This is a genomic window from Bradyrhizobium sp. SZCCHNPS1003, assembly GCF_032381555.1.
Taxonomy (GTDB): domain Bacteria; phylum Pseudomonadota; class Alphaproteobacteria; order Rhizobiales; family Xanthobacteraceae; genus Bradyrhizobium.
This window is the reverse complement of the sequence record NZ_JAUHIU010000019.1, coordinates 122,370-145,020: the sequence shown is the minus strand read 5'-3', so window position 1 is coordinate 145,020 and position 22,651 is coordinate 122,370. Positions and strand designations below refer to the sequence as shown.

Here is a 22,651-nt window from a genome sequence, read left to right as displayed (position 1 = left end):
GAGACAACACAGCAGTGATCGAATAGTGTCAGGGATCAGCCCGGTCCAAAATGTCAGGGATCAACCCGGTCGGTCAGGGCGCTGACTTCAGTGGCGTGAACGCCGGGCGAACAGCAAGCGGCGCTATCGCCGATATCAGGGCATGGGCTTTGACTCTCATGTCGAGCATGATTCGTGGACCCCCACCCCCGACCCCTCCCCGCAAGGGGGAGGGGAGCGCACCGCCGCTGGCGTCAAGGCGAGATTCCAACGCTCGCAGATCAATCAAGCCTGCTTCATCCGCACTCAGAACGACGTGCCGCCGCCGAACCTGAACTCCTGGACGGTGTCGTATTTGCCCTTGGACAGCGGCACCGCGTAGTCGAAGCGGAGCGGGCCGAAGGGCGAGGCCCAGATCAGGCCGACGCCGACGGAGGAGCGCACCACCTTGCTGTCATCGTACAGCAGGCCGCATTTGCAGGTCGCGGTGTTGACCTCGCCGGTCGCCGCCCAGGAGGTCGGGCCCTGATAGCCCCACAGCGAACCGGCATCGGCATAGACGGCGCCCTTCAAGCCCACTTCCTTCGGCAGGAACCAGAACGGCATCTGCAGCTCCGCCGAGGCGCCCCAATATTTGGTGCCCCCGAGCGCGTCGCCAGTCGCGCCGAGGCTCGCATAAGTGATGTCGCGCGCCCCGATTCCGTTCGAGGCGAAGCCACGCACCAGGCTCGGTCCCATCTGGAAGTGGTCGAGCATCCGCAGATCCTTGTCGCCGATCTTGTTCAGCATGCCGCCCTGCAGGTGGATGATGCCGACGATATCGGCCACCAGCGGCGAGTAATACTTCGCGTCGACCGCCGACTTGAGGTAGCTGACGTTGCCGCCGACGCCGGCGAAATCCTGCTTCCAGTCGATCAGCAGACCATCCGTCGGGTTCTTGTTGTTGTCGAGCGTGTTGTAGCTGAGCGTGTAGCCGAGCGCGGAGGTCAGCGCGGCGCCGTCGCTCAGCTCCTTGCGGACCGGCAGGCTCGATTCGCCATCGCCGTAGCAGCCCCAGCCATAATAGCCCGAGCTGGTCGAATTGGTCGGATCGACGCCGCCGAGCACGCTCTTGATGTAGGCCGGGGTCGGGTTGAAGGCGAGCAGGCTGTTGGCGGCGTTGTTGTTGCAGTTCTTGTAGTAGGACGGCAGCGATATCTCCTGGCGGTAGAGCGAGTATCGCAGCTGGAGCGAGAGGTCTTCGCGCAACTGGAAGCCGAGCCGCGGGCTGAAGCCGATCGTCGTCACACCATAGCTCGTATAGCTGTTCGCCAGCTGCTGCTTGTAGTAGACATCCAGGCCGAGCGCGATCCGGTTGTCGAGCAGATAGGGCTCGACGAAGGACAGCGAGACGCCCCTGCTGTATTGGCCGTAGCTCACGGACGCCTTGGCGTACAGACCGCGGCCGAGGAAGTTGCGCTCCGAAACCGAGACCTCACCCAGCGCGCCATCGGTGGTCGAATAGCCGCCGGAAACGGAGAGGTCGCCGGTCGACTTCTCCTCCAGATTGACCACGATGATGACGCGGTCGCTCGACGACCCCGGCTCCGCGGTGATCTTCACCTCCTTGAAGAAGTCCAGATTCTTCAGCCGGCGCTCGGCGCGGTCGACCAGCGCGCGGTTGTAGGCGTCGCCCTCGGACAGATCGAACTCGCGCCGGATCACGTAGTCGCGGGTGCGGGTGTTGCCGCGGATGGTGATGCGCTCGATATAGGTGCGCGGGCCCTCGTCGACCTGGAACACGATCGCGACCGTATGCGCTTCCAGATTGCGGTCGCCGCGCGGACGCACGACGGCGAAGGCAAAGCCGCGACGCGAGGCTTCGATCTGCATCTCCTCGACCGATTTCTCGAGCTGCTCGACGTTGTAGAGCGCGCCGACATTGACGCGCGAATAGCCGCGCAGCGTGTTGGCGTCGAGCGCCGCGACGCTCGACTGGAACTGCACCGAGCTGACGCGGTATTGCTGGCCCTCCTCGATCTGGAACGTGACCAGGAAGCCCTTCTGGTCCGGGTCATATTCGCTGAGCGCCGCGACGACCTGAACGTCGGCGTAGCCGTTCTTCAGATAGAAGCGGCGGATGAGGTCGCGATCGGCCTCGACGCGGTCGGGGTCGTAGACGTCGTTGTTGCCGAGGAAGCTGAGCCAGTTCGTTGCGTGCGTCTTGATGACGTCGCGCAGGCGCGCGGCGGAATAGGTGTTGTTGCCGACGAAGCTGATCGACTTCACGCCCGTCTTGACGCCCTCTTCGATGGTGAAGACGAGGTCGACGCGGTTGTTGGGCTGCTCGATGATCTCCGGCGTGACGCGCACGTCGTAGCGGCCGGAGCGGCGATAGATCTCGGCGATGCGCTGCGCGTCCGACTGCACCATCGGACGGGACAGCGTGCCACGCGGCTTCGACTGCACTTCCGCCGTGAGCTGTTCGTCCTTGACCTTCTTGTTGCCCTCGAAGGCGACGCGGCCGATCACGGGATTCTCGACCACGCGCACGATCAGCCGGCCGCCCTGCCGGTCGATCTTCACGTCGGCGAACAGGCCGGTCTGGACCAAGGCCTTGAGGCCGTCGTCGACCTGGCCGGCATCGAGCGTGCCGGTGGGACCCGGCTTGAAATAGGAGCGGATGGTGTCGGATTCGACGCGCCTGTTACCCTCGACGGTGATCGCGCTGGCGACGGCGGGTGCCGCCGCGGCCATGCGGGGCAGCGAGGAAACGGGCATGGCCAGCAGCATCAGGGCAAGCACGCCCGGCAGTCTCAGACGCATCATCGACGCTCTTTCGAAAGTCAGAGTCCTCGGCGCGCAGACGTTCGTCGGCACGCCACCGGAATCGCTGATGCCCGTCAAAGATGGTCGCGATGCGCCGATCTCGTTTCGTGAAATGTCTGATGATGCTGGATGTGACTGAGTGTTTCCGGTCAGACAAGATTCTCGGGCCAACCGAGCGGCAGAGGGCATGAGCAGCTAATAAGTGCGTCGCCCGCGCTGCGACCAGAAAGCCACGGCTGAGACGGACATCTCCGTTAAGCAATCGGCCCGGCCGCGCCGCATTCGGTGGCTTCCGAAATCAAATTCTACAAATCTTCGGAAGTTGGCAATACGAGGGAAAAACGAGGGTGCTAATTGATCGTCATCCGAACTAAGCCCCCAAGTAGTTCGGCCAAGGCCCGGTGCGCGTAGATTCCCATTGATATTCCGGCGCACCGGGCCGCCCTTTTCCCTCGCGCGCGAGCCGATGGCCCGTAGGATGGGCGGAGGCGGTAGTGCCGCGGCTCCATCCGAGGTCGCGGCAGCGCCATGCCCACGGTCTGACCGCGGATGCGCTGCTCGGCGGTCGCCTTGCCCTCCTACGGTTCCCGCCGCCCCACCCGAATCACCACAATGTCCGCCGCTGTTGCGAAATTGCCTCTGGATCGGGCCGGAAAAACCGATCAAAACGGGCGGCAGCGCCGATGGTTAATCGCGTCTTAACCTCGCCCCACCTATGGTGACCACAAAGGCACCGGTTCATGGGCGATCGGCGGCTTCCACTGGTTTGGCGCGCGTTTTACGTATGGCAATGACCGCTTCATCCCCCGCGCCCGCTGGCGCCAGCCATTCGGAGAGCGAACGCTCGCCGTTTGCGCGGCTGAACGAGCTGCTCGCCCCCTACAAGCCGGGCAAGCCGATGATCACGCTCGCCGTTGGCGAGCCGCAGCATCCGGTGCCGGACTTCGTCGGGCCTGTATTGGCCCAGCACATCGCCGAGTTCGGCCGCTACCCGGCCGCCAAGGGCATCGAGCCGTTCCGCAAGGCGGCCGCCGGCTGGCTGGCGCGGCGATTCGCGCTGCCGCGCGCGATCGATCCCGAGCACGAGGTTCTCGTCCTGAACGGCAGCCGCGAGGGCCTGTTCTTCGCCGCCCATGCCGCGCTCCGCCATGTCGGCCCGCGCCGCGGACGATCGGCGATCCTGATGCCGAACCCGTTCTATCCGGTGTATGGCGTCGGCGCCCGTACCGCCGGCTGCGACTCCATCTATCTGCCGACCACGCGCGACAACGGCTTCCTGCCCGACCTCGATGCGATCGACGAGGCGACCTTGGCGCGCACCGTCGCCTTCTACATCGCCACGCCAGCCAACCCACAAGGCTCGGTGGCCAGCCCGGACTACATGCGCAAGCTGGTCCGGCTCGCCGACCGCTGGGGCTTTCTGATCTTCAGCGACGAGTGCTATTCGGAGATCTACACGCGACAGGCGCCCGGCAGCATGCTCGAGCATGCCGGCCCCGACTACGCCAACGTCGTCGCGTTCCAATCGCTGTCGAAGCGCTCCAACGTGCCGGGCATGCGCATCGGCTTCGCCGCCGGCGACCGCAGATTCCTCGCGGGCTTTCACGAGCTGCGCAACGTCGCGGCGCCGCAGGTGCCGGTGCCGCTGCAGCACGTGGCCGTCGCCGCCTATGGCGACGAGGCACATGTCGAGGACAACCGGCGGTTGTACCGGGCCAAGTTCGACCTCGCCGACCAGATCATCGGCAACCGTTATGGCTACAGGCGGCCCGATGGCGGCTTCTGCGTCTGGCTCGACGTCGCCGATCGCGGCGGCGACGAGGAGGTGACGCTGCGGCTGTATCGCGACGCCGGCGTGCGGGTTGTGCCCGGCAGCTACCTGGCGCGGCCGCAAGCCGACGGCTTCAATCCAGGCGTCGGCTATATCCGGCTGGCGCTGGTGGCCGATGCCGACTCCACCGGTGAGGCGTTGCACCGGCTGGTCGAGGTCCTGGGATAATCGCGGGGCTGATGCAGATGCCGGCGATCGAACGAGTCATTCCCCTGGTCAACCACCTGCCGACGTCGCTGCGCGACGCGCTGGTGCGGCGGCTGCGCGAGCTCGCGGGCCTCGCGCTGATCGGCCTGTCCGGCATCGCCGCGGCGGCGCTGATGACCTGGTCGGTGCAGGACCCGAGCCTGAGCCACGCCACCTCGCGCGCGATCCGCAACATCGTCGGCTATCCCGGCGCGATCGGCGCCGATCTCCTGATGCAGATCTTCGGCCTCGGCGCCATCATGGTCATCCTGCCGATCGCGATCCGCGGCTGGCGCATGATGACGCACCGGCCGTTCGATCGCGAGGCGCTGCGCTTCGGCGCCTGGGTGCTCGGCGCCGTCATCGCCGCCGGACTTGCCAGTTGCTGGCCGCGCTCGCACGCTTGGCCGCTGCCGACCGGTCTCGGCGGCGTGGTCGGCGACGCCCTGGTGCGCGCACCGGCCGTGGTGTTCGGTCCGCCCGGTATGATCTATCGGCTGGTGCTCGGCGCCCTTCTTCTGGTTGCGATGATCGGCTGCCTGCTGGTAGCCGGCGGCATGGGCGCGAAGGAAGCCGATCCGAGCCTGCTCGCGGATGAGGACGACGACACGCCGCTGGCCGACCCCGAGGACGACGACGACCGCAAGGCGATCCGGCTCGGCTGGGTGTTCCACGCCATCATGAGCGCCAAGGCGCAGGTCGTCTGGTTCCTGAGCACGGCCTACCGCGCACTGGTGTCATCAGGCCCGCAGCCGCGCGCCGCCGCCGCAAGCCGGCAGGAGCCGAGCCTGGGCCGCGGCCAGGGCAAGCCGACGCTCGCGCCCGAGATGGACGAGCACGGCGGCGACGAGGACGAGGCCGACGAAGGCGAGGACGAAGAAGAGGAGGAGGAGCCCGCTCCCCGCGCCCGCAAGAAGCCCGCGGCCAAGACGCCGGCGCGCAAGTCCAACGACAAATACGACCTGCCCTCGGTCTCGATGCTGGCGGCGCCGAAATCGTCCGACCGCCAGCCGCTGTCGAAGAGCGAGCTCGAGGCCAATTCGCGCGCGCTGGAAGGCGTGCTGCAGGATTTCGGCGTGCGCGGCGAGATCGTCAAGGCGCATCCCGGTCCGGTCGTCACGCTGTACGAGCTGGAGCCGGCACCGGGCATCAAATCGTCGCGCGTCATCGGCCTCGCCGACGACATCGCCCGCTCGATGAGCGCGCTGTCGGCGCGCGTCGCCGTCGTGCCCGGCCGCAATGCCATCGGCATCGAGCTGCCCAACGCGCATCGCGAGAAGGTGTATTTGCGCGAGTTGCTCGTCGCCAAGGAGGCGACCGAGAGCGTCGCCAAGCTGCCGCTGTGCCTCGGCAAGAACATCGGCGGCGAATCCATCATCATCGATCTCGCCCGCACCCCGCACATGCTGATCGCCGGCACCACCGGCTCGGGCAAATCGGTCGCCATCAACACCATGATCCTGAGCCTGGTCTACCGGCTCCGGCCGGACCAGTGCCGGCTGATCATGGTCGACCCGAAGATGCTCGAACTGTCGGTCTATGACGGCATTCCGCATCTCCTGACGCCGGTCGTGACCGATCCGAAGAAGGCCGTCGTCGCGCTGAAATGGGCCGTGCGCGAGATGGAGGAGCGCTACAAGAAGATGGCCAAGCTCGGCGTGCGCAACATCGACGGCTACAATGCCCGTCTCGGCGAAGCGCGCGCCAAGGGCGAGGAGCTGACGCGCACCGTCCATACCGGCTTCGACAAGGAGACCGGCAAGGCGATCTACGAGGAGGAGAAGCTCGACCTCGATCCCCTGCCCTACATCGTCATCATCGTCGACGAGATGGCCGACCTGATGATGGTCGCCGGCAAGGACATCGAGGGCACGGTGCAGCGCCTCGCCCAGATGGCGCGCGCCGCCGGCCTGCACGTCATCCTGGCGACGCAGCGCCCGTCGGTCGACGTCATCACCGGCACCATCAAGGCGAACTTCCCGACCCGCATCTCCTTCCAGGTCACCTCCAAGATCGACAGCCGCACCATTCTCGGCGAGATGGGCGCCGAGCAGCTGCTCGGCCAGGGCGACATGCTCTACATGGCCGGCGGCGGCCGCATCAGCCGCGTGCACGGCCCGTTCTGCTCCGACGAGGAGGTCGAGAAGGTCGTCAAGCACCTGAAGGCACAGGGCTCGCCGGAATATCTCGAGGCGGTCACCGCCGAGGAGCCGAGCGAGGAGGATGGCGCCGTGTTCGATGCCACCGGCATGGGCGGCGGCGGCGACGACCTGTTCTCCCAGGCGGTCGCGGTGGTCAAGCGCGACCGCAAGGCCTCGACCAGCTACATTCAACGCCGGCTGCAGATCGGCTATAACAAGGCCGCTTCACTGATGGAGCGGATGGAACAGGAAGGCATCGTCGGCCAGGCCAACCACGCCGGCAAGCGCGAGATCCTGGTGCCCGAGGAGGAAGGCGGATTCTGACGGCCCCGATGGCCGCAGAAACGCCGCTTCGGTGCCCGATCTTCACGCGATTACGATCACGCTGCCCGCCCGATCCGGGATAGAACGCGTAAAACTCAGGACGTCGTTTTGAAAAGCTCCTTGTTGAACAGCACGTTTTCGTATCACGCAGCTTCGCGCGGGCGCCGGATCTGCGCCTGGCTGGTCGCCTGCGCCGTGACGACATGCTCTGTCGCCGGTGCGTCCGGTCACGCCGCCGCGCAGGGCACGCCGGCTCCGAAATCAGGCCCGAAGAGCGGCTCCCAGCTCAGCGCCTCCGACCAGCAGCGCTCGGGCCAGAGCCCTTCGACCACCCAGACCGCCCCGCCCAATCCGATCATTCCCGATCCCCGGCGCAACGTGCCGGCCAGCATCTTCACCTCGTTCGACGCCAACCAGAAGGCGCAGGCGGCCAAGGTCAGCGCCTATCTGTCGTCGCTGCAGACGCTGGTCGGGAACTTCGTCCAGGTCGGCCCGGACGGCAGCAAGACCAAGGGCGATTTCTACATCCAGAAGCCGGGCAAGGTCCGCTTCGAATACGAGCCGCCGACGCCGATCGACATCATCGCCGACGGCTCCTCGCTGGTCGTGCGCGACCGCAAGCTCGCGACCCAGGACGTCTACCCGCTGTCGCAGACGCCGCTGCGCTATCTGCTGTCGGACCGCATCGACCTGCTCAAGGACACCAACGTGATCGCGGTCGCGGCCGACGACCTCTACGTCACGATCACGATCGAGGAGAAGCAGGCGCTGATCGGCACCAGCCGGCTGATGCTGATGCTCGGCGTCAAGGACGGCCAGCTCAAGCAGTGGACCGTGACCGATCCGCAGGGCTACGACACCACGATTGCCGTCTACAATCTCGATACGACCAAGAAGCTCGATCCGGCGATGTTCAAGATCGACTTCACGGCCTATCCGAGCACGCCGCCGGGCTGACGCCGCCTCTCGCGCTCGCTCAGCGCGATTCGAGGCCGCGCACCTTCCATTGCGCTTCGGACAGTGCAAGCTTCTCGAAGCGCTTGCGCGCCTCCTCGAGGTCATCGGCCGGAAGCACGTCGCAGCCGGGCCGGCCGCGCAGGATCATCGACGTCGTCGCCCAACTCAGCCGCGCCGCCTTGCAGGCCAGCAGCAGATCCGTGAGACGATCCTCCTCCAGCAGCGCTTCGATCGTCTCGATGGTGACGACGCAGAGCAGCGCCAGCGCTGCGATCACGGCAGGGAAATCGCCGGTGGCGCAGAAGCGGTTGACGGCGGAGTCGCCGAGCTTTCCGGTGCGGCTGAGGGCGGCAACCTCGGCCTTGACCTGCTGATAATCCCAGATCGCGCGCATTGCCGCGCCGGGCGAGCGGGTCGGCGTCGCCTGCAGGGTGGCGCGGGTCGCCGGCGGCGCGGCCTTGATGAAGCGGGCGCGGGCGCCCTCGCTGGCCGCGGCGACGAAGGCCCGCGACAGCTTGGCCGGCAGATCTGTGCGCAGCGCGAGCTTTTCGGCGAGATCCTCGTCGCGCTCGGCGATCTTGAACAGGCTGCGATAGCCATCCTCGGACAGCCGGGCGGAGAGGTTCTGTGCCAGCGCCATACGCACCGCCGGAAAGCCGCGTGCGATCAGCTGCGTCGTGAGGCTGTCGCCGATGCCGCGTCGGCTGGCGAGCGCGACGAGATGGGCCGGACTGCCGGTCCGGATGAATTCGGCGAAGTCGCGCTCGGTCAGCACCGCCGCCTTGGCCAGCATCGGCCCGGCGACGCGCAATTCGGGGTGAACGGCGAGCAGCCGCGCGGTGGCGTAAGGCGCGCGCTCCACGCCGGCGAGCGCCATGCTCAGCTCGGCCAGCAGCTCGGTCGCGACCTGCGGCATCAGCCGAGCGAACATCTGATCGTAGAGATCGAGCTGCTCGTCCGATGCGGGCCGCGGACCGGCCAGGAACAGGCTGGTCGTCCGGCGCAGCAAGTCGGTGGCGAGCTCGGACACCGTCCGCGCATCACCGGCGGGCGTCTTGGCGGTCGGAGCTGCCGCAGGCGCTGGAGGCATCGCACGTCCCTCGTTGGGCGCCTCCCTCGGCTTTTGACGGAGGCGCGGGTCGATCATCAATTGAGGAAGAATGCGAAGGCCGGACTAAAGGGGCGTTAAGCCCGGCGGACGGAGCTGCAACCCGCGCGGCTGTCGTTAATGGACTGCAACAGAGCGTGGCAACGACCGTGTTCCTGTATTGTTCTTGCGAACAATCCCTGCTTCCGCTAGCTTGGTCGCTGGGAGGGGCATCATGGTCCAGCGCGTTTCCACCGTCGCCTTCGAGGGGATCGAGGCCCGCGCGGTCGACGTGCAGGTCCAGGTCGCACCCGGCCTGCCGGCGTTTGCGATCGTCGGCCTGCCGGACAAGGCGGTGTCGGAAGCGCGCGAGCGGGTGCGCTCGGCGCTGATCGCCTCGGGCCTGGCGCTGCCGGCGCGGCGCATCACCGTGAACCTCGCGCCGGCCGACGTGCCGAAGGAAGGCAGCCATTACGATCTGCCGATCGCGCTGGGGCTGATGGCCGCGATCGGCGCCATTCCGCCGGATGCGCTCGGCGGCTTCACCGTGCTCGGCGAGCTCGGCCTCGACGGCTCGATCGCGCCAGTCGCCGGCGTGCTACCGGCGGCGATCGGCGCCAATGCGCGCGAGGAAGGATTGATCTGCCCGGCCGCCTGCGGCGCCGAGGCGGCATGGGCGAGCCCGGACTTGCAGATCATCGCGGCGAGCTCGCTGATCCAGATCGCCAACCATTTCAAGGGCACGCAGGTGCTGTCGCGGCCGCAGCCGAAGATCCAGGAGGCACCCGCAAGCCTGCTCGACCTGCGCGACATCAAGGGCCAGGAGAGCGGCAAGCGCGCGCTCGAGATCGCGGCCGCCGGCGGGCATCATCTGCTGATGATCGGCTCGCCCGGCGCCGGCAAGTCGATGCTGGCGGCGCGGCTGCCCTCGATCCTGCCGCCGCTGTCGCCGGCGGAGCTGCTGGAAGTCTCGATGATCGCCTCGGTCGCCGGCGAGATCGAGGGCGGCGCGCTGACGTCACGCCGGCCGTTCCGCAGCCCGCATCATTCCGCCAGCATGGCGGCGCTGACCGGCGGCGGCCTGCGCGCCCGCCCCGGCGAGATCTCGCTGGCGCATCAGGGCGTGCTGTTCCTCGACGAGCTGCCGGAGTTCGATCCACGGGTGCTGGATTCGCTGCGCCAGCCGCTGGAGAATGGCGAGGTCTCGATCTCGCGCGCCAACCACCGCGTCACCTACCCTGCCCGCTTCATGCTGGTGGCGGCGATGAATCCGTGCCGCTGCGGCAATGCCTTCGAGCCCGGCTACGCCTGCAAACGCGGCCGCATCGACCGCTGCACCGCCGACTATCAGATGCGCATCTCCGGCCCGCTGATGGACCGTATCGACCTGCGCATCGAGGTGCCCGCGGTCACCGCCGCCGACCTGATCCTGCCGCCTTCCAAGGAAGGCTCGGCCGAGGTCGCGGCCCGCGTCGCGGCCGCGCGCGACCTGCAGCGCGCCCGCTACGCCAAAGCCGGCCTGCCGCACATCCGTACCAACGCCGAGGCGCCGGCCGCCGTGCTCGACGAGATCGCCAGGCTCGATGCGCCCGGCCAGAAGCTGCTGCGCGAAGCCGCCGAGACGATGCGGCTGTCCGCCCGCGGCTATCACCGCGTGCTGCGCGTGGCGCGGACGCTCGCCGATCTCGACCACGCCGAGGCGATCGGCCGGCTGCATCTGGCCGAGGCGCTGTCGTATCGCGCGCTGGCGGAGGACAATCGCCATGCGGCGTAAAGGCGCCCCGCCCCCTCAACACTCTGGTAACGACTTCTCTTTACGCTCCGACAACCATAGGGCCCGCGTTCCGTCATCAGGCCTTCCGCGTCGGTGCGTATCATGTTGCGTTTCAAGGTCCTCGTCTCGGCCGTGCCGCTGATCGCGGCGGCGGTCATTGCCAGACTCGAATTGGCGCCCTCCCCGCAGCCCTGCATTGCCGTCGGTGCCGACAGCGTCTCGCTCGGCTCCGCGCCCTTTCACGCCGATCTCCATGTCGACTTCACCGATGATCCCGCGCGCGCAACCACGCCTCATCACCGACCGATCCGGTTCTGTGAGCCGGGCTAACGCCCGGTTCACCATCTCTGCACGGCAGAATCGCGCGTGCACGACCTTTCAAAGTCTCAGCAATACCGACGCCGCATGGTGCGGGCCGGCCATGACATTGGGATCGAAAATCGTCGGGGGTGATCGAGATGGGACCGATTTTTCACGTCAGGCTACGGCTACGCCGGTTCATGCGCCGTCATCGCACCATCTTCGCGATCCTGCGCTCGCTGATGATCTTCTCCGCTGGCTTCGGCGGCGCGTACGGCTTCATCAAGGCCAGCATCTCCGACAACTCCGGCTATAACCCACACACGTTCGCGATCGGAGCCAGCTTCCTGTTCGCGCTCGCCTGCGTCGGCCTGGCCACGCTCAGCATGCGGCTGCGCTTCGTCGCCAGGAAGATGCACAAGATTGCGCTCCACAACGAAGTGCTGGCCGACCGGAACTGGGAGCTGCAGGAAGCCGAGCAGCGCGCCCGCAATCTGTTCGAGCAGCAGGGCGATCTCATCGTCATGCGCGAGCACGGCGGCACCATCATCTTCGTCAACGACGCCTATTGCCGGATCGCCGGCCTCGATCGCGACAAGCTGCTCGGCAGCGCGTTCACCTTCGAGCTGATCGAGCAGGGCGACAGCGCGCTGGAGCCGAACGGCACGCGCGTCCACGACCAGCGCATCGAGAGCGCGATCGGGCCGCGCTGGATCGCATGGCGCGAGGCACTGGTGCGTTCCGACGCCGGCCAGCCCGCCGTGCTGCAATGTGTCGGCCGCGACGTCACCGACCGCACCGAGACCGAGCGCGCGCTGGCGGAGGCGCGCGACCAGGCCAATGCCGCGAACCGTGCCAAGTCGCGGTTCCTGGCAATGGCGAGCCACGAGATCCGTACGCCGCTGAACGGCATCCTCGGCATGAGCGGGCTGCTGCTCGAGACGCAGCTGACGCCGGAGCAGACCACCTACGCCAAGGCGGTTCGCACCTCGGGTGAAGCCTTGATGTCGCTGATCGACGAGCTGCTCGACTATTCCAAGATCGAGGCCGGCAAGCTGGCGCTGGAGGCGCAGCCCTTCTCGCTGGCGACGCTGATCGAGGAGATCACCGAGCTGCTGGCGCCGCGGGCGCAGGCCAAGCAACTGGAGATCGCGGCCTATCTCGACGAGCGGCTGCCGACCTGGGTGACCGGCGACGCCGCGCGGCTGCGCCAGGTGCTGCTCAACCTCGCCGGCAACGCCATCAAGTTCACGGCTTCGGGCGGCGTCGCGCTGATCGCCGAGCCCGGGATCTGGCCGAACGAGATCAGCTTCCAGGTGCGCGACACCGGCATCGGCATCGCAGCCGACGCGCAGGAGCGCATCTTCCGCGAATTCGAGCAGGCCGATGACAGCGTGGCGCGCAGCTTCGGCGGCACCGGCCTTGGCCTGGCGATCTCGGACCGGATCGTCAAGCGCATGGGCGGCCGCATCGCGCTGCAGAGCCGGCTCGGCGCCGGCTCGACCTTCGAGGTGTCGGTGCCGCTGCCGCCGGCGCTGGAGCGCGGCGAGCAGAACAGTTTCCGTGGCCCCGACCTCGCGGGACAGTCGATCATGCTGGTCGCGCCGGCCGGGCTGCAGGCCGAGCTGATCGAACGGCGCCTGCAGAACTGGGGCGCGCAGACCTGCCTGGTCGCCGAGGCCGAGGTGGCGGAAGCCCTGCTGCCCGAACGCGCCTGGCACGCCGTGCTGGTCGACGACGCCATCGGCAGCGACGCGTCGCTCCGTCTGGGCGGGGCCGCGCAACATCACACGACACGGCTGATCGTGCTGGTCACGCCGGCGAGCCGCCACGAGCTGACCCCAGCGGCGCCGTTCAACGGCTATCTGGTCAAGCCGCTGCGGGCCGCCTCGCTCGCCGCGCGCGTGAGCTTTGACACCGATGGAACGGTCCCGGCGCTCGCTGACGATCCGATCCCGATCGCGCCGCCGATTGCGGTTCAGGCCGGCGGGAGCCTGTCCATCCTCGTCGCCGAGGACAACGACATCAACGCGCTGCTGATGCGCTCGCTGCTGACCAAGCTCGGCCACCACGCCGACATCGCCGTGCATGGCGAAGCCGCGCTGGACTCCTGGCTCGCGGCGCGCTCGGCCGGCGCGCCCTATGATCTGATCCTGATGGATGTGCAGATGCCGAAGCTCGACGGCATTGCCGCCGCCAAGCGCATCCGCGCCATCGAGGCCAGCGAGCCGGGCCGGCGCACGCCGATCCTGGCGCTCACGGCCAATGCCCTGGTCGAGGACCGCTACGCCTGCTTCGAGGCCGGCATGGATGGCTTCCTGGTCAAGCCGATCGATCGCGACAAGCTGGACGAGGCGCTGGCGAATCTGGCGGCGGCGCGACAGGTGGCGGCGTAAGTAATTAGTTGGAGCGGATCAGTTCAGCGCTACGCTCGCGGGCCACGCTCACAACCGCCTGAGCGCCACCGTCTCGACCTCGTGGTCCGCGCCCTTCTTCAGGATCAGCGTCGCGCGCGGCCTTGTCGGCAGGATGTTGTCCTCGAGATTGGCCAGGTTGGTGCGCTCCCAGATGGCGATCGCAGTGGCGATGGCCTCCTCGTCCGACAGCAGCGCGTAGCGGTTGAAGTAGGATCGCGGATCATGGAACGCCGTGTCGCGCAGCGACAGGAAGCGCTTGACGTACCATTTGCGCAGGATCGCCTCGTCGGCATCGATGTAAACCGAGAAGTCGAAGAAGTCGGAGACGACCGGCACGGCCTTGCCGTCACGCGGCAGCGGCCCGGTCTGCAGCACGTTGACGCCTTCGACGATGAGGATGTCCGGCTGGTCGATCTCGACCCACTGATGGGGGACGATGTCGTAGGTGAGATGCGAGTAGACCGGCGCGCGCACCTGATGCCGGCCGGCCTTGATGTCGGAGAGGAAGCCGAGCAGCCGCGGCAGGTCGTAGCTTTCCGGAAAGCCCTTCTTCTGCATCAGGCCCTGCCGCTCCAGGACCGCGTTCGGATAGAGGAAACCGTCGGTGGTGATGAGATCGACCTTCGGCCGCGGCGACCAGCGCGCCAGCAGGGCCTGCAGCACGCGCGCGGTGGTGGACTTGCCGACCGACACCGAGCCGGCAACGCCGATGATGTAGGGCATCTTGCGGTCGCGGATGCCGAGGAACTGGCGCTGCGCGTAGTACAGCCGCTGCGCCGCGTCGACATACATCGACAGCAGTCGCGACAACGGCAGATAGATGTCCTCGACCTCCTTGAGATCGAGGCGATCGTGCATCGAACGCAGCTTGGAGAACTCGCCGGGCTCCAACGTCATCGGCGTGTCGTTGCGCAGCTCGGCCCATTGCTCGCGGGTGAAGACGCGGTACGGATTATATTGTTGTTCGGTGGTGCGCATATCCATGACGCTGCCCTTCGTTTCCCCGGCCGACGCGCCCTACTCCGTCTTGCGCGACGCCTTTTCTTCCAGCCCCGACTGACCGGTGCGCTTGCCGAGCGCCGCCTCGACCTCCTCGAGCCGGACGTCGCGCGACTTCAACAACACCAACAGATGAAACAGCAGATCGGCGCTTTCGGAGATCAGATGCTCGCGGTCGGTGCCAACAGCGGCGATGACCGTCTCGACCGCCTCCTCGCCCATCTTCTTGGCGCATTGCGCCGGGCCCTTGTCGAGCAGCTTGCGCGTATACGACGCCTCGCCGCCCGCCGCGGCGCGCGCGTCGATGATGGCAGCGAGATCGTGAAGCGTGAAACGGGACATCAGCCGGTACTCGGAACGCCTGCCCGAACCACGGCGGCCGGACCAGCGTTCATCTAACATTTTTGCGGCGCAATGTCGTCAGGGATCGAGCCGCATCGGCAGGCCCTGGCGCGCCATGTGCTCCTTGGCCTGCCGGATGGTAAATTCCCCGAAATGGAAGATCGAGGCGGCCAGAACCGCAGTCGCGCGGCCGTCGCGGATGCCGTCGACCAGATGGTCGAGATTGCCGACTCCGCCGGAGGCGATCACCGGCACCGGCACGCTGTCGGCGACCGCCCGGGTCAGCGGCAGGTCAAAACCCTGGCGCGTGCCGTCGCGGTCCATCGACGTCAGCAGGATCTCGCCGGCACCGAGCGCGACCACCTCCTGGGCGTATTCCAGCGCGTCGATGCCGGTCGATTTGCGTCCGCCATGGGTGAAGATCTCCCAGCGGCTGCCGCCGCCCGGCCGCGACACGGACTTGGCGTCGATCGCGACCACGATGCACTGCTCGCCGAACTTCTCGGCCGCCTCCTTGACGAATTCGCGCCTGCTCACCGCGGCCGAATTGATCGAGACCTTGTCGGCGCCGGAGCGCAGCAGGGTCTTGATGTCGTCGATGGTGCGCACGCCGCCGCCAACCGTGACCGGCATGAAGCAGGCCTCCGCCGTGCGCCGGACGACGTCCAGCATGATGCCGCGGTTCTCATGGGTGGCGGTGATGTCGAGGAAGCAGAGCTCGTCGGCGCCGGCGGCGTCATAGGCGATCGCGGCCTCGACCGGATCGCCGGCGTCGCGCAGATTGACGAAGTTGACACCCTTGACGACCCGTCCGTCCTTGACGTCGAGGCAGGGAATGACACGGACTTTGAACATCCTGTTCTCTCCTACGCGCGCGCCGCGCGGATCAGCGCCAGCGCCTCCGCCGGGTCGAGCCGGCCGTCATAGAGCGCGCGGCCAGCGATAGCGCCCTCGAGCTTTTTCGCACGCGGTGTCAGCATCGCCCTGACGTCCTCGATCGAGGCAAGGCCGCCGGAGGCGATCACGGGAATCGAGATGGCATCGCCGAGCGCGATCGTAGCGTCGAGGTTGAGGCCCTTGAGCAGGCCGTCGCGGGCGATGTCGGTGAAGATGATCGCGGCGACGCCGGCGTCCTCGAAGCGTTTGGCGATGTCGAGCGCGGTGACCTCGGACGTCTCCGCCCAGCCTTCGACCGCGACCTTGCCGTCGCGGGCATCGAGGCCGACGGCGACGCGGCCGGGAAAGGCCTTCGCAGCGGTCTTCACCAGTTCGGGATCGCGCACCGCTGCGGTGCCGATGATGACGCGGGTGATGCCCTTGCCGAGCCAGGCCTCGACCGTCTTGAGATCGCGAATGCCGCCGCCGAGCTGCACCGGCATCTTGACGACCTCCAGCATCTTCTCGACGGCCTGCGCATTGACAGGCTTGCCGGCGAAGGCACCGTCGAGGTCGACGACGTGGAGATATTCAAAGCCCTGGTCGGCGAAGCTCTTGGCCTGCGCGGCGGGATCGAGGTTGAACACGGTGGCGCGCGCCATGTCGCCCTGCTCCAGGCGCACGCACTGGCCGTTCTTCAGATCGATGGCGGGAAACAGGATCATATCAGTTGTCTTTCACGAGCGCGCCCTGTCCGCCTCTTGCGGCGAACAGGACGGAAGCGCTCACGGCTTCCATTTCAGGAAGTTGGAAATGAGGGCGAGACCGAAACGCTGGCTCTTCTCGGGATGGAATTGGGTGCCGATCGCGGTGTCCTTGCCGACGATCGCCGTGATCGGACCGCCGTAATCGGCGCGCGCCAGCACATCGTTCTCGTTGACCGCATTCAAGTGATAGGAGTGCACGAAATAGGCGTGCAAGCCCTTCGGCCCGAGCGGCAGCCGCTCCAGGACCGGATGCTCCTGCACCAGGTCGAGCGTGTTCCATCCCATGTGCGGGATCTTCAGGCTCTCGTCACGAGGGGCGATCTTCTCGACGTCGCCGGCGATCCAGTCGAAGCCGTCGGTGGTGACATGCTCCTTGCCGCGCGTTGCCATCAATTGCATGCCGACGCAGATGCCGAAGAACGGCCGCGCCTTGTGGCGGACGGCTTCGGTCATCGCCTCCAGCATGCCGTTGACGGAGTCGAGGCCGCGGCGGCAATCGGCGAAGGCGCCGACGCCGGGCAGCACGATGCGGTCGGCGCGATACACGGTGTCGGGATCACGCGTGACGACGACCTTCTGCGGATCCGCCATGCCGCGCGCCGCGCGCTCGAACGCCTTGGCGGCGGAATGCAGATTGCCGGAGCCGTAATCGATGATTGCAACACTCATCGTCCACCTCCGGGTTCGGGAAACAAGCCAATGATGCTGGCGTGCGGCAGCGGCGGCGGGTGCAGGCCATTGCCGTTGTCGCGGGTCGGCGGCGCCGCGCCGCGATCGACGGTATGATTGTCGTAGCCGAGCGTGCTGCGCCGGGCGGCCCAGCGCTCGAAGAAGCGGCGCTCGGCGGCATCGAGATCATCGGCGACGACGACGTCGAGCTGGCGCCAATTGCCGCGCGAGTAGCTCCAGCGCTTCAGGCTGGAGGCTTCGAGCCCGAGCAGGATCGCGAACAACAGATCGATGCCGGCAATCGCACCGCCGTTGACGCCGACGCGCACCAGGATCACGTCGAGCGCGATCATCAGCACGGCCCAGACGAGCATCGCAAGCCAGAGGCGATGCCAGGCCAGCCAGACGGCGCCGAGCACCGCGGCCCAGAAATGGAAGCCGTCGCGGATGAAGACGAAGCGGTCGGTCGAACGCAGATCGACCCCGGCGGCCAGGGGAGCGTGAACCGTATAGACAGGCATGTCGATGATCCCTTGAGGGAAGCGGTCAGCCGCCGAGCTGACCCTTGGTGGATGGCACTTCGCCCTGATTGCGCGGATCGATCGAAAGCGCTGTCCGCAGCGCCCGCGCCAGACCCTTGAAGCAGGATTCGGCGATATGATGGGCGTTCTCGCCGTACAGCGTCTCGACATGCAAGGTGATGCCGGCGTTCATGGCAAACGCATTGAACCACTCGCGCACCAGCTCGGTGTCGAACTCGCCGATCTTGTCGCGCGCGAAGGTCGTGCGGAACACCAGCATCGGCCGGCCCGACACGTCGATCACGACGCGCGTCAAGGTCTCGTCCATCGGCATGTGGATCGAGGCGTAGCGGGTGATGCCGGCCATGTCGCCGAGCGCCTGCCGCACCGCTTGGCCGAGCGCGATGCCGACATCCTCGGTGGTGTGGTGAAAGTCGATATGCAGGTCGCCGACCGCCTTGACCGTCATGTCGATGCGGGAATGCCGGGCAAGCAGATCCAGCATGTGATCGAAGAAGCCGATACCGGTCGCGATGTTCACGACGCCGGTCCCGTCGAGGTTCACGGACACCTCGATGTCGGTCTCTTTGGTCTTGCGCTTGATGGCCGCGCTACGCATGGGGTCAGCTTTCCCTTGAAAACGCGGCCCTTTTATCAGGCGGATGTCGGCTTAGCTACTGCGGGATAGCGCCCCGTACGCCTGATCTCGGGCCATGGTGAGCGGATTTCAAGACCGGGTCGGGCAGGGCAGGGACCCGGTAATTGTATCCCGACGCCTGAGCGCCTAAATCAGGGCATCAACCAGGGATCCCCCATGCACGCATCCTCGAACGAGCCCACCGTCTGGCACGGCACCACGATTCTGACCGTCCGCAAGGGGGGCAGGGTGGTGATCGGTGGCGACGGCCAGGTCTCGATCGGCCAGACCGTGATCAAGTCCAATGCCAAGAAGGTGCGCAAGCTCGGCAAGGGCGACGTTATCGGCGGCTTCGCCGGGGCCACCGCCGACGCCTTCACCCTGTTCGAGCGGTTGGAGAGCAAGCTGGAGCAGTATCCGGGGCAGCTGACCCGGGCGGCGGTCGAACTCGCCAAGGACTGGCGCACCGACCGCTATCTGCGGCGGCTCGAAGCCATGATGATCGTGGCCGACAAGGAGGTCTCGCTGGTGCTGACCGGGACGGGCGACGTCCTGGAACCGGAGTCCGGCGTGATGGCGATCGGCTCCGGCGGCAACTATGCGCTTGCGGCTGCGCGTGCGCTGATCGACACCGACAAGGACGCCGAGAGCATCGTCCGCCGCTCGCTCGACATCGCCGCCGACATCTGCGTCTACACCAACCGCAACATCACCATCGAAGCATTGTCGGCCGAGTAGACCATGACCGCGGACGAGATCGGCGCCCCGTCCCGGCAGTCGTCCGGACCCTGGCTCATCCCGGTGCTCTGTCTGCTTTCGCTGCAGGCCGCACTGTTGTTCGCGATGGGCCGGCTGCCGATCTGCGCCTGCGGCACCGTCAAGCTGTGGCATGGCGTGGTGCAGAGCTCGGAGAACTCCCAGCATCTCACCGACTGGTACACGTTCTCCCACATCATTCACGGCTTCTTGTTCTATGCGCTGACCATGCTGGTGGTGCCGCGGCTGCCCTGGCAGGGGCGGCTGATCCTGGCGATGCTGATCGAGGGCGCCTGGGAGCTGGTCGAGAACTCCAGCTTCATCATCGAGCGCTATCGTGCCGCCACGATCTCGCTGGACTATTTCGGCGACAGCATCGTGAACTCCGTCGGCGATACGCTGGCGATGATGACCGGCTTCCTGCTGGCGCGGGTGCTGCCGGTCTGGCTGACCGTCGTGATTGCAGTCGCGCTCGAGATCGGGGTGGGCCTGCACATCCGTGACAACCTGACCCTGAACATCTTGATGCTGATCTATCCAACCGAGGCGATCCGGCAGTGGCAGGCCGGACCGCCGCTCCTGTGACGGCGGAAATCCGGCTTGCCCTCATCCCCGTCCGACCCTAGCTAGAGCCTCATGACAGACTTTTCACCCCGCGAAATCGTCTCCGAACTCGACCGCTACATCGTCGGCCAGGCCGACGCCAAGCGGGCGGTGTCCATTGCGTTGCGCAACCGCTGGCGCCGGTTGCAGCTCGATGCAGGCCTGCGCGAGGAGGTGCTGCCGAAGAACATCCTGATGATCGGGCCGACCGGCGTCGGCAAGACCGAGATCGCGCGGCGGCTGGCCAAGCTCGCGGGCGCGCCGTTCCTGAAGGTCGAGGCGACCAAGTTCACCGAGGTCGGCTATGTCGGCCGTGACGTCGAGCAGATCATCCGCGATCTCGTCGAGGTCGCGATCGTCCAGGTGCGCGAGCGCAAGCGCAAGGACGTCGCCGCCCGGGCCCAGCTTGCCGCCGAGGAGCGCGTGCTCGATGCGCTGGTCGGCGCCAGCTCCAGCGCCGCCACCCGCGACTCGTTCCGCCGCAAGCTGCGCGCCGGCGAGCTGAACGACAAGGAGATCGAGATCGAGACGCAGTCGTCCGGCGGTGGCCTTCCGATGTTCGAGATCCCGGGCATGCCGGGGGCGCAGATGGGCGCGATCTCCATCGGCGACATCTTCGGCAAGCTCGGCGGCCGCACCAAGACGCGGCGCGTCACGGTCGAAGCCTCGCACGACATCCTGATCGCGGAAGAGTCCGACAAGCTGCTCGACAGCGACCAGCTGGTGCAGGAGGCGATCAGCGTGGTCGAGAACAACGGCATCGTGTTCCTCGACGAGATCGACAAGATCTGCGTGCGCGAGAACCGCGCAGGCGGCGACGTCTCCCGCGAGGGCGTGCAGCGCGACCTGCTGCCGCTGATCGAGGGCACCACGGTCTCGACCAAGCATGGCGCTGTGAAGACCGATCACATCCTGTTCATCGCGTCGGGCGCGTTCCACATCGCCAAGCCATCGGACCTCTTGCCGGAGTTGCAGGGCCGGCTGCCGATCCGCGTCGAGCTGCAGGCGCTGACGCGCGACGACATGCGCCGCATCCTGACCGAGCCGGAGGCGTCGCTGATCAAGCAATATGTCGCGCTGATGAAGACCGAGGGCGTGACGCTCGACATCACCGACGATGCGATCGACGCGCTCGCCGACATCGCGGTCGCGGTCAACTCCACGGTCGAGAACATCGGCGCGCGTCGGCTGCAGACCGTGATGGAGCGCGTCCTCGACGACATCTCCTTCACGGCCTCCGACCGCAGCGGCGAGACCATGCGGGTCGACGCCGCCTTCGTGCAGCAGCACATTGGCGATCTCGCCAAGAACACTGATCTCAGCCGGTTCATTTTGTAGCGGCTACCCGTATGGGTCGAGGCCGAGCTACAAATTCCGCCGTCGTCCCCGCGAAAGCGGGGATCCATAACCACCAAAGCCAATTGTGACTCTCGATGGCGGCTCCAGCCCTGCCTCAGCGTGTACAGCGGTGGCTATGGGTCCCGGCTCAAAGCCGGGACAATGTTGGATGTCGTGGCGACAGTCTCCCCGCCGGCCATCGCTCGGTCATGGCATGACCGGCGCCTACAACAAACATTGGCAGGCGATGCTCGCCGTCAACGCCGCCGTGATGCTCGGCGTGCTCCTGCACAAGATCACGCTGCCGCCCTACATCCCCTACATCCACCTGCTGGTCGACTATCACCACGGCTTCATCAAGCGCGCGCTGGTCGGTGCCATCGTCGGACTGTTCACGGCGAAGGTGCCGGTGTGGCTGGTGTTCGCAATCGGCGGCAGCGTCTGGCTGATCACGCTCGCTCTGTACCTGCAGCTGTTCCGACGCACCTTTGGTCTTGATCGCGCGCGGCTGCCGCTGTTCGTCTTCACGGCGGGCTCGCCGTTCGTCTTCAAGAACTTCCTGTTCACGCTCGGTCATTTCGACATCTATGGCTGTCTCGGCGTCATCGTCCTGTTGCTGGTCCCGGCGAGCTCACTCGGCTACGTCCTGCTCGCCACGCTCATCTCGGCGGTGCTGGTGCTGATCCATCACATCCATCTGCTGATGTATGTGCCCACCATCGTCGCCATCGTCGTGCTGCGCTACTATCTGGCCCGCCCCATCGCCCGGCTCGATCTTGCCGTGGGCGCAAGCGCGCTGCTGGGCCTCGGCATCCTGTTCCTGGCCGCGCAATTCCTCGGAACCATGCCGCTGCCCGAAGCCGATTTCGTAAGTTACTTGCAGACACGAATGGCCGATCCATCGCGCACCGAGCTGCTTCAGTTCGCCTATGTCTGGTACCAGCCGCTGTCCAAGGAAGTGCAGGACACCTGGGCGCGCATGCCGTCCAATCTGCTCGGCGTGCCCGTATATGCGCTGCTGCTCTGGCTGCATGCACCGCTATGGAGCTACTACAGAGATCTTGTCGGCGCATTGGAAGAGCGGCGCCATCGCCAGATCGTCATCGCCGCGCTGATCTTCATCAGCCTCGCCTACGTCGTGATGTTCGCGATGGTGTTCGACTATTCGCGCTGGATCTCGAGCTGGGTCGTTTGCATGGTGATGATGCTGCACGCGGTGAAGACGCTTCCCGCGACCAAGCCGATTGCACCGATTGATCCCGACGATCGCAGGACCACGATCCTGGGCTGGATCGTCACCGCCGTACCGCGCGTCGGCATCATCCGGCCGTTCTGAGCC

At 66.6% G+C, this 22,651-nt stretch carries 20 protein-coding genes; 11 read left to right on the top strand and 9 right to left on the bottom strand.

From position 1 onward, the window contains the following. Positions 1-285 precede the first annotated feature (285 nt). Entirely contained in the window at positions 286-2,787 is a 2,502-nt protein-coding gene (gene bamA, locus QX126_RS27535) for an outer membrane protein assembly factor BamA (RefSeq protein WP_315785035.1), read from the bottom strand. On the opposite strand from bamA, the gene QX126_RS27530 reads away from it, so the two are divergent. From QX126_RS27530 to QX126_RS27515, 4 genes are all read left to right on the top strand, one after another. Then, a complete protein-coding gene (locus tag QX126_RS27530; RefSeq protein ID WP_315716967.1) occupies positions 2,738-2,926 on the top strand; it encodes a hypothetical protein in 189 nt (62 codons plus the stop codon). The two genes, bamA and QX126_RS27530, sit on opposite strands and share 50 nt — an antisense overlap. Before the next feature lie 645 nt (positions 2,927-3,571). Further along, positions 3,572-4,786, top strand: a complete 1,215-nt coding sequence (locus tag QX126_RS27525; protein WP_315785033.1) for an aminotransferase class I/II-fold pyridoxal phosphate-dependent enzyme — start codon at positions 3,572-3,574, stop codon at positions 4,784-4,786. An 11-nt stretch (positions 4,787-4,797) separates the two neighbouring features. Further along, complete coding sequence (locus tag QX126_RS27520; protein ID WP_315785030.1) at positions 4,798-7,269, top strand: DNA translocase FtsK; 2,472 nt, start codon at positions 4,798-4,800, stop codon at positions 7,267-7,269. Positions 7,270-7,392: 123 nt separating this feature from the next. Next, positions 7,393-8,226 (top strand): outer membrane lipoprotein carrier protein LolA, encoded by an 834-nt coding sequence (locus QX126_RS27515; RefSeq protein WP_409999129.1) that lies wholly within the window; start codon positions 7,393-7,395, stop codon positions 8,224-8,226. Between the two features lie 19 nt (positions 8,227-8,245). Here QX126_RS27515 and QX126_RS27510 read toward each other — a convergent pair whose 3' ends face one another. Further along, a complete protein-coding gene (locus tag QX126_RS27510; protein ID WP_315785028.1) occupies positions 8,246-9,316 on the bottom strand; it encodes a DUF2336 domain-containing protein in 1,071 nt (356 codons plus the stop codon). 232 nt (positions 9,317-9,548) lie between these two features. Between QX126_RS27510 and QX126_RS27505 the strand changes: the two genes are divergently transcribed. From QX126_RS27505 to QX126_RS27495, 3 genes are all read left to right on the top strand, one after another. Next, the gene (locus QX126_RS27505; RefSeq protein ID WP_315785025.1) at positions 9,549-11,087 is read left to right on the top strand and encodes a YifB family Mg chelatase-like AAA ATPase; all 1,539 of its coding nucleotides are present in this window, start codon (positions 9,549-9,551) and stop codon (positions 11,085-11,087) included. A 102-nt stretch (positions 11,088-11,189) separates the two neighbouring features. Then, a complete protein-coding gene (locus QX126_RS27500; protein ID WP_315785023.1) occupies positions 11,190-11,417 on the top strand; it encodes a hypothetical protein in 228 nt (75 codons plus the stop codon). 128 nt (positions 11,418-11,545) lie between these two features. After that, positions 11,546-13,783 (top strand): PAS domain-containing hybrid sensor histidine kinase/response regulator, encoded by a 2,238-nt coding sequence (locus tag QX126_RS27495; RefSeq protein WP_315785020.1) that lies wholly within the window; start codon positions 11,546-11,548, stop codon positions 13,781-13,783. Positions 13,784-13,831: 48 nt separating this feature from the next. Here the strand turns inward: QX126_RS27495 and coaA are convergent, their stop codons facing one another. From coaA to hisB, 7 genes are all read right to left on the bottom strand, one after another. Further along, the gene (gene coaA / locus QX126_RS27490) at positions 13,832-14,788 is read right to left on the bottom strand and encodes a type I pantothenate kinase (RefSeq protein WP_315740433.1); all 957 of its coding nucleotides are present in this window, start codon (positions 14,786-14,788) and stop codon (positions 13,832-13,834) included. Between the two features lie 33 nt (positions 14,789-14,821). Further along, entirely contained in the window at positions 14,822-15,145 is a 324-nt protein-coding gene (locus tag QX126_RS27485) for a phosphoribosyl-ATP diphosphatase (RefSeq protein ID WP_257167618.1), read from the bottom strand. Between the two features lie 78 nt (positions 15,146-15,223). After that, positions 15,224-16,000 (bottom strand): imidazole glycerol phosphate synthase subunit HisF, encoded by a 777-nt coding sequence (hisF, locus tag QX126_RS27480; protein ID WP_315785017.1) that lies wholly within the window; start codon positions 15,998-16,000, stop codon positions 15,224-15,226. An 11-nt stretch (positions 16,001-16,011) separates the two neighbouring features. Next, complete coding sequence (gene hisA, locus QX126_RS27475; protein WP_315785014.1) at positions 16,012-16,746, bottom strand: 1-(5-phosphoribosyl)-5-[(5-phosphoribosylamino)methylideneamino]imidazole-4-carboxamide isomerase; 735 nt, start codon at positions 16,744-16,746, stop codon at positions 16,012-16,014. Between the two features lie 60 nt (positions 16,747-16,806). Next, positions 16,807-17,457 (bottom strand): imidazole glycerol phosphate synthase subunit HisH, encoded by a 651-nt coding sequence (gene hisH, locus QX126_RS27470; RefSeq protein WP_315740430.1) that lies wholly within the window; start codon positions 17,455-17,457, stop codon positions 16,807-16,809. Continuing rightward, positions 17,454-17,978: a DUF2628 domain-containing protein gene (locus QX126_RS27465; protein ID WP_315740429.1), complete on the bottom strand. Its 525-nt coding sequence runs from the start codon at positions 17,976-17,978 to the stop codon at positions 17,454-17,456. The genes hisH and QX126_RS27465 overlap by 4 nt, the downstream gene beginning before the upstream one ends. 25 nt (positions 17,979-18,003) lie before the next feature. Next, complete coding sequence (gene hisB / locus QX126_RS27460; RefSeq protein WP_315785012.1) at positions 18,004-18,597, bottom strand: imidazoleglycerol-phosphate dehydratase HisB; 594 nt, start codon at positions 18,595-18,597, stop codon at positions 18,004-18,006. Between the two features lie 195 nt (positions 18,598-18,792). On the opposite strand from hisB, the gene hslV reads away from it, so the two are divergent. The 4 genes from hslV (at position 18,793) to QX126_RS27440 (ending at position 22,648) form a co-directional block, all read left to right on the top strand. Further along, on the top strand, positions 18,793-19,353 hold the full coding sequence (gene hslV, locus QX126_RS27455; RefSeq protein ID WP_315778162.1) for an ATP-dependent protease subunit HslV: 561 nt from the start codon (positions 18,793-18,795) through the stop codon (positions 19,351-19,353). A 3-nt stretch (positions 19,354-19,356) separates the two neighbouring features. Further along, positions 19,357-19,956: a DUF2585 domain-containing protein gene (locus QX126_RS27450; RefSeq protein ID WP_315785010.1), complete on the top strand. Its 600-nt coding sequence runs from the start codon at positions 19,357-19,359 to the stop codon at positions 19,954-19,956. Between the two features lie 51 nt (positions 19,957-20,007). Continuing rightward, the gene (gene hslU / locus QX126_RS27445) at positions 20,008-21,312 is read left to right on the top strand and encodes an ATP-dependent protease ATPase subunit HslU (RefSeq protein ID WP_315740425.1); all 1,305 of its coding nucleotides are present in this window, start codon (positions 20,008-20,010) and stop codon (positions 21,310-21,312) included. 214 nt (positions 21,313-21,526) lie between these two features. Continuing rightward, positions 21,527-22,648 carry a hypothetical protein gene (locus tag QX126_RS27440; RefSeq protein ID WP_315785047.1) on the top strand — a complete coding sequence of 374 codons (1,122 nt, stop codon included), beginning with the start codon at positions 21,527-21,529 and terminating at the stop codon, positions 22,646-22,648. Positions 22,649-22,651 lie beyond the last annotated feature (3 nt).